The 6,233-nt window shown below is 45.0% G+C and carries 7 protein-coding genes and 1 tRNA gene; 3 read left to right on the top strand and 5 right to left on the bottom strand.

Features of this window, described 5'->3' with window-relative positions; all coding sequences use genetic code 11:
* The first annotated feature begins 19 nt into the window (after window positions 1-19).
* Window positions 20-634, top strand: coding sequence for a CP12 domain-containing protein (locus AM228_RS21025; RefSeq protein WP_054468914.1), 615 nt, complete (start codon window positions 20-22; stop codon window positions 632-634).
* A gap of 243 nt (window positions 635-877) precedes the next feature.
* Here the strand turns inward: AM228_RS21025 and AM228_RS21030 are convergent.
* The 3 genes from AM228_RS21030 to hisF form a co-directional block, all read right to left on the bottom strand.
* Window positions 878-950 (bottom strand) — tRNA-Ala (locus tag AM228_RS21030).
* 163 nt (window positions 951-1,113) lie between these two features.
* Window positions 1,114-1,425, bottom strand: coding sequence for a hypothetical protein (locus AM228_RS36920; protein WP_072160879.1), 312 nt, complete (start codon window positions 1,423-1,425; stop codon window positions 1,114-1,116).
* A 213-nt stretch (window positions 1,426-1,638) separates the two neighbouring features.
* Entirely contained in the window at window positions 1,639-2,406 is a 768-nt protein-coding gene (gene hisF, locus AM228_RS21040; protein ID WP_054468915.1) for an imidazole glycerol phosphate synthase subunit HisF, read from the bottom strand.
* A 209-nt stretch (window positions 2,407-2,615) separates the two neighbouring features.
* Here hisF and AM228_RS21045 point away from each other — a divergent pair, with 209 nt between their 5' ends.
* Both AM228_RS21045 and AM228_RS21050 read left to right on the top strand, forming a co-directional pair.
* Window positions 2,616-2,816: a DUF2862 domain-containing protein gene (locus tag AM228_RS21045; protein ID WP_054468927.1), complete on the top strand. Its 201-nt coding sequence runs from the start codon at window positions 2,616-2,618 to the stop codon at window positions 2,814-2,816.
* A 212-nt stretch (window positions 2,817-3,028) separates the two neighbouring features.
* Window positions 3,029-4,126, top strand: coding sequence for an ArsA family ATPase (locus AM228_RS21050; RefSeq protein ID WP_054468916.1), 1,098 nt, complete (start codon window positions 3,029-3,031; stop codon window positions 4,124-4,126).
* Window positions 4,127-4,449: 323 nt separating this feature from the next.
* On the opposite strand, the gene AM228_RS21055 is transcribed toward AM228_RS21050, so the two are convergent.
* Window positions 4,450-5,049 carry a pentapeptide repeat-containing protein gene (locus AM228_RS21055; protein ID WP_054468917.1) on the bottom strand — a complete coding sequence of 200 codons (600 nt, stop codon included), beginning with the start codon at window positions 5,047-5,049 and terminating at the stop codon, window positions 4,450-4,452.
* A 174-nt stretch (window positions 5,050-5,223) separates the two neighbouring features.
* Window positions 5,224-5,916 carry a hypothetical protein gene (locus AM228_RS21060; RefSeq protein ID WP_054468918.1) on the bottom strand — a complete coding sequence of 231 codons (693 nt, stop codon included), beginning with the start codon at window positions 5,914-5,916 and terminating at the stop codon, window positions 5,224-5,226.
* Between the last annotated feature and the right edge of the window lie 317 nt (window positions 5,917-6,233).

The raw sequence follows: 6,233 nt of genomic DNA on the forward strand, positions 1-6,233 counted from the left end.
TTAGAAAAAGGCGATCGCCATGATGAAAGCTGGAGAAATTATGACCAAAGATGTGGTGACCATTCGGGGGTCAGCCACAGTTGCCGATGCAGTCAAGCTGATGAAAGAAAAAAGCTTACGCGCCTTGATTGTACAACGTCGTCACGATCAAGATTCTTACGGAATTGTCACCGAAACCGACATTGTATATAAAGTTGCTGCATTTGGGAAAGATCCGAAAAAACTTCGGGTCTATGAAATTATGACCAAACCCTGCATTGTGGTTAATCCCGAACTGGGAGTGGAATATGTGGCGCGGTTATTTGCTAATACGGGAATTCGCCGCGCTCCAGTGATTAAAGGCAGCCTTCTCGGCATTATATCCGTGACAGATATTCTCACCAAGAGTCAATTTGTTGAGAAACCGCAAGAAACGGTGATGCAAACTGAAATCCAAAAAGCCATTGAAGAAGCACGGGCAATTTGTGCCGCTAAAGGCGCCAGTTCTAAAGAATGTGCTGCCGCTTGGGATATTGTAGAAGAACTTCAAGCTGAAGCGGCACATCAACAAGCCAAAAAACCCCCACAAAGTGCCTTTGAACAATACTGCGAGGACAATCCAGAAGCGGTAGAAGCGCGGATTTATGAGTCTTAATTTCTGGTTAATCTGATTTCTGGTCTCAATTGTTTGACTAGAAATTGATGGTAGGGGCAATTGATGAATTGCCCCTATCCGCATTATGAGCGATTCCGCGTGCATATCCGATTCCTTACGGGAATCGCCACATTGACCGGCTGAACTACCAAGACTCATCTCATGGCAAATAAAAATTGCCTTAATTTATGTCGATCGCTGGATCAATTAAGGCACTTTTTATTTGATTGATTATTTGCGGAATGGAGCTAAGCGGACTCGAACCGCTGGCCCCCTCAATGCCATTGAGGTGCTCTACCAACTGAGCTATAGCCCCCGACTGCCTTGTATATAATCTCCTAATTACTCCTATTTTGTCAAGTGTTTTGTCAAAAATTTTTTGGGGATGGGTGAACGAGTCTGACAAAATCCCAATCTATAAAAGGCTCAAACCTAAGCGGAGAGATAGTTTTAGCCCATAAATTACCCGTAACGCCGCCCTAGGGGATAGAGATCAAGTCCGCGTCTACCACTTGGTAGTATTCCGTTAACCCCGGTTCCGCTTGGGCAGTGACGATCGCTGAATTCATGGGGTCAGGATATTGACTAAATTCGGCAGAGTATTCGGCCATCCGATTTAAATACACCATGCAATCCCCGACGAGGAAGTAAACGGCCAGCATCGCCGCTGCCGCCATCGCCACGAGAGTCCCTGCCAAGATTAAGGAGGACTCCTGACGGTCAAAGGCTTCTTGCATCAGATGCAGTGACCAGGCAACCAAAGCGACGATAAAAATGAGGATCAAAAACATAACTTTACATATATCGGCTATTTATATGAAGCATTGTAACAGTTCGTTAAAAAAAATGAGGTATTGTTCGGCAAAAATTAATTATTGGACTAGAAATCGGTCAATTTTTCGATAAAATGATTGATCGGGAATCGGTGAGTTGCATATAACCAACTATAAATAAGGGGCGTTTCGGTAAACGCCCCTACAAGAAAATGATTTACTTAGGGATGATTATCGACGCACGGGGACATGGTGTTCGGCTAAGTAATTTTTAATTTCGGCAACGGAGAGTTGACCGTAGTGCAGTAATGATGCCAGGAGTGCGGCTTCGGATTTACCCTCTGTGAGGGCTTCGTAAATATGTTGGCAGTTGCCTGCCCCACCAGAGGCAATCACGGGAATTTCTACTTGTTCGGCAATGGTGCGAGTGAGTTCTAAGTCATAGCCCGCTTGGGTGCCATCGGCATCCATGCTGGTGACGAGGAGTTCCCCGGCGCCCCGCTGGGTGACTTCTTTGGCCCAGGCGATCGCATCAATGCCGGTATTTTCCCGTCCCCCACGGACATAGACATCCCAGCCCGGGTTGTTGGGGTCCGTGCGCCGACGGGCATCGATCGCCACGACGATGCATTGATTGCCAAAGCGATCGCTGGCCCGGTTGACAAACTCTGGATCTCTTACTGCCGATGAGTTAATACTGACTTTATCGGCGCCCGCCCGTAACAATTGTTTAATGGTATCTAAGGATTGAATCCCCCCGCCCACGGTGAGGGGGATAAATACTTGTTCCGCTGTGCGATACACCACATCAATAATAATGTCGCGGTCTTCATGGGTGGCGGTGATGTCTAAAAAGACCAATTCATCGGCTCCGGCATCATTGTAAACTTTGGCCAATTCTACCGGGTCGCCCGCGTCTTGGAGGTTGACAAAGTTGACTCCTTTAACAACGCGACCGGCTTTGACATCTAAACAAGGCAAGATTCTTTTCGCAAGCATGGTAATTCTCAGTAGTGATGGTCGATAATTGCGATCGCAGCGGGTTTCAAATTACATGATTTTTCTACCACCGGCTGCGATCCAGTCTAATTGTCTCACTGGGAGAATCTATGGGATGCGATTCCGCGAGCGATCGGATCGCAGTTGCGCGAATCGCTGATAAACTGTGGAATGATTCACCCAAGATAATTACAGGAATTACAGTTGCAATGAAAATCGGACAAAAGGTAAAAGTCCTCCGTCTCAGACAAAAGATGGCCGCTGATGTTATTGAAAAAATCAAGCAAAATCCGATGGGCACCGTTAAGGATTTCAAAATGACTGACGGCAGCGGTGTCGGCGTAGTGGTTGATTTTGGCAACGGCGTTTCCACTTGGTTTTTTGAAGACGAAGTGCAAGTGGTGCAATAGTTCCAAACCCATCCAGATCCATGCGAAGAGAGGAAAGAGGTGAACCATGAAAGAGGAAAGAGGAAAATTCTCTCTCCTCTCTCATTAGAACCTCTCTCCTCGTTTTGGGGGTTTGGGGGGCGCGATTTAATTCGTGTCAGTCATGCCAAATCCGCCGATAAAGATTAATATTGAACGTCAAATAGCAAGCAAGAAGCTACAACCAGAAACTTATGGCTTTGATTTTGACGTTTTTAGGTAAGGGTGGGACAGGGAAAACCACAATGGCGATCGCCGCTGCCCGGAGTTTGGCCGCCCAAGGCAAGCGGGTGCTGCTCGCGAGTCAAGATACTAGCCCAACATTTGGGCTAATTCTAGGTCAGACCGTTGGCCCAGATCCACAAGAAATTGCCCCGAAGTTGAAGGCAGTGCAGTTGGAGTCAGCGGTACTCCTAGATCGGAGTTGGGAACAGTTGAAAAAACTGGAAGCGGAATATGTCCGCACTCCTTTTTTTAAAGAAGTTTATGGTCAAGAACTCGGTGTTTTACCGGGGATGGATAGCGCCTTAGCCTTGAATGCGATTCGCGAGTATGATGCAGCGGGTGATTATGATGCGATCGTCTATGATGGCAGCGGCGATAAGCATACCCTGCGGATGTTGGGGATGCCAGAAATTCTCAGTTGGTATTTGCGCCGTTTTAAGGATGTGTTGGCGCAGTCGGATCTCGGTAAAGCCTTGTCACCCTTTGTCCAACCTGTCACCAGTGCGGTTTTTAACGTGAGTTGGAGTAGTGATGATATTGGCGGTAAGCCAGCCCAGGAAGTGAATAACCTGCTGGATCGAGGGAAAACGGCGGTATCCGATCCCCAGCGGGTCGTGGCTTATTTGGTGACGACTCAGGATAAAACTGCCATAGCTACCGCCCGTTATTTGTGGGGCAGCGCCCAACAAGTCGGTTTAACGGTGGCTGGGGTGCTGGCAAACCAAGCATCCGTTAGCGAAGAATTAAAAGCTGAATTTGCCCCCTTGGATCTGGCAGCAATCCCCCAGCGGTCTGGGGATGATTGGCAAGGTGCGATCGCGGCTTTACCGGATTTCACCAAAGCCACACAAGCCCCTCGTTCGGTAGAAATTGACGTGGTATCGGGGACAGTCCGGTTATATTTGCCCACTTTTGATAAAAAGCAGGTCAAACTATTACAATATGGCCCGGAAGTTACCATTGAAGCAGGCGATCAACGGCGCAATATTTTCCTACCTAATCAGTTGCGAGGTAAACCCGTTAAAGGCGCTAAATTCCAAAATGGCTATTTGATTATTTCTTTTTAGGAAATAATTGTGGCACATAGAATCACATATTTTTTGGCAAGTCAAGGATAGAGGATAGAGTAAAGAGGATAGAGTAAAGAGGATAGATTAAAGAGGAAATAGTAAAGAGTAAAATTCTCTTTCCTTTCTCCTCTCTCCTCTCTCCTCTCTCCTCTCTCCTCTCTCCTCTTTTCTCTTTTCTCTTTTCTCTTTTCTCTTTTCTCTCTCCTCTCTCCTCTTTTCTCTTTTCTCTTTTCTCTTTTCTCTTTTCTCTTTTCTCTCTCCTCTCTCCTCTCTCCTCTCTCCTCTCTCCTCTCTCCTCTCTCCTCTCTCCTCTCTCCTCTTTACTCTCCGAAGTAAAATCCAGGTTTTGTTTTTTGAATAATTCGCGATCCTACGGATAAGCGTAACATTTTTAAGTCTATATTGTCGCGGCTAGAATGCTCAAAGTTTGCCCCTTCTAAGTTAGCCCCGGAAAGGTTAACTCCGGTTAAATTGGTGCGGTAAAGATTTGCCCCTCTCAGGTTAGTCCAGGTTAAGTTAGCGCTAGTTAAATCGGCGCGGCTAAAATTAACATTTATGGCATGGCAATGGCTAAGGTTTGCCCCGCATAAGCTGATTTCAAATAAGTTGGCTCCGTTTAGTAAACTACCAGTAAAGTTGCTGCGATCGCATTTGGTGCGGCTAAAGTTAGCATTGATTAAACAAGCATAACTTAAATCGCTATCTTGTAAGATACTATCGGTTAATACCAAGTTACTTAAATCCAATTCCCGTAAATCAACCTTGGATAATAATAAGTTATTGAATTGGCGATCGCCCTTTTCTAACCGTTCGCGAAATTCCCGCCCATTCATGGTAGTTTTAAGCGGTTGATGATTGTCAGTTTTATCGTAATGGGCGCTATAATTACCATTAAAGAACGCCTTAAATAAGTCAAACATAATTAATCCTCTCTGGTTATTTAGTAAGCTGTTTTGATTTTTTTAGGATATATTCAGAATGTAGGGGCAAAGCATTCACGTCAAAATATTGATTAGGATCGATAACCTGAAATCGCGAATGCTTTGTCCTTGCCGCAATGAATTTACAACCTATTTTTTGGGTGCTAGATTGGTTTAGCCATCCGACAGCGAACCTAACATTTGTGGAACTTTACGAGTAATGTTTTCTCGCAACCTAGGCAACAATGCCATTGCCGTGTAATAAAGGTCATTAATTACATCTAAAATAGTGTTAAGTTGTAGATGAACATAATCATTTTGCTTGCCCATAATGGTCAGACTTTGGGGGAGTAAATGTTCCCGAAGATACGCTAAGTCATAGCGCAAATCATTGACTCGTTTGATGGTGTCCATATAACAAGGAGCAAACCCTTCTTTAACTCCCGGTTCTTCTGGGTCGGGATGGTTACGCCCGATCGCCATTAATTTATCCAAATATTCGCCTATTTCGGTTAAATTTTGGATTAAATTTAAGCCTTTTTCAGGTTGAAAAATTGGCTGGATATTACTATTAAACTCTGCGGCAACCAAAATAGTTAAATTCTGGGCAATAGTTGGCAAATTTGCCTCTATTTCCGCTAAATCTGCTAATAAAATCCGGGCTTCTTTTGGTGTGATTAATTGTCCTTGCCGTGCGAGTCGGGCGATTTCGATTAACTGAGGCAAAGTTTGACATTGCCCCGTCTGACGATATTGGGCAATAAATCGGCGCAAAAGACTGCGATCGCTCACTGTTTCCTGGATTGAATTAGAATCAACTAGATGCAGGAGGTTACGGTTTTGGTCTGGTTGGTTATAGTCTTGCATGGAATACCTCTCCTTTGGTTGATTTCTGTTAAATGGCTGTTAAATTAATTACGGAATAGCCACTAATTTTTATGCAAACTGGGGTGTAGGGTGTAGGGTGTAGGGTGTAGGGTGTAGGGGAAGAGAGGATGCATAGGATGCATAGGAAAGAGGAAAGAGGATGCATAGGAAAGAGGAAAGAGGAGAGAGGATGCATAGGAAAGAGGATGCATAGGAAAGAGGAAAGAGGATGCATAGGAAAGAGGAAAGAGGATGCATAGGAAAGAGGAAAGAGGATGCATAGGAAAGAGGATGCATAGGAAAATTCTCTATTCTCT

The organism is Planktothricoides sp. SR001, assembly GCF_001276715.1.
Lineage (GTDB): Bacteria > Cyanobacteriota > Cyanobacteriia > Cyanobacteriales > Laspinemataceae > Planktothricoides > Planktothricoides raciborskii.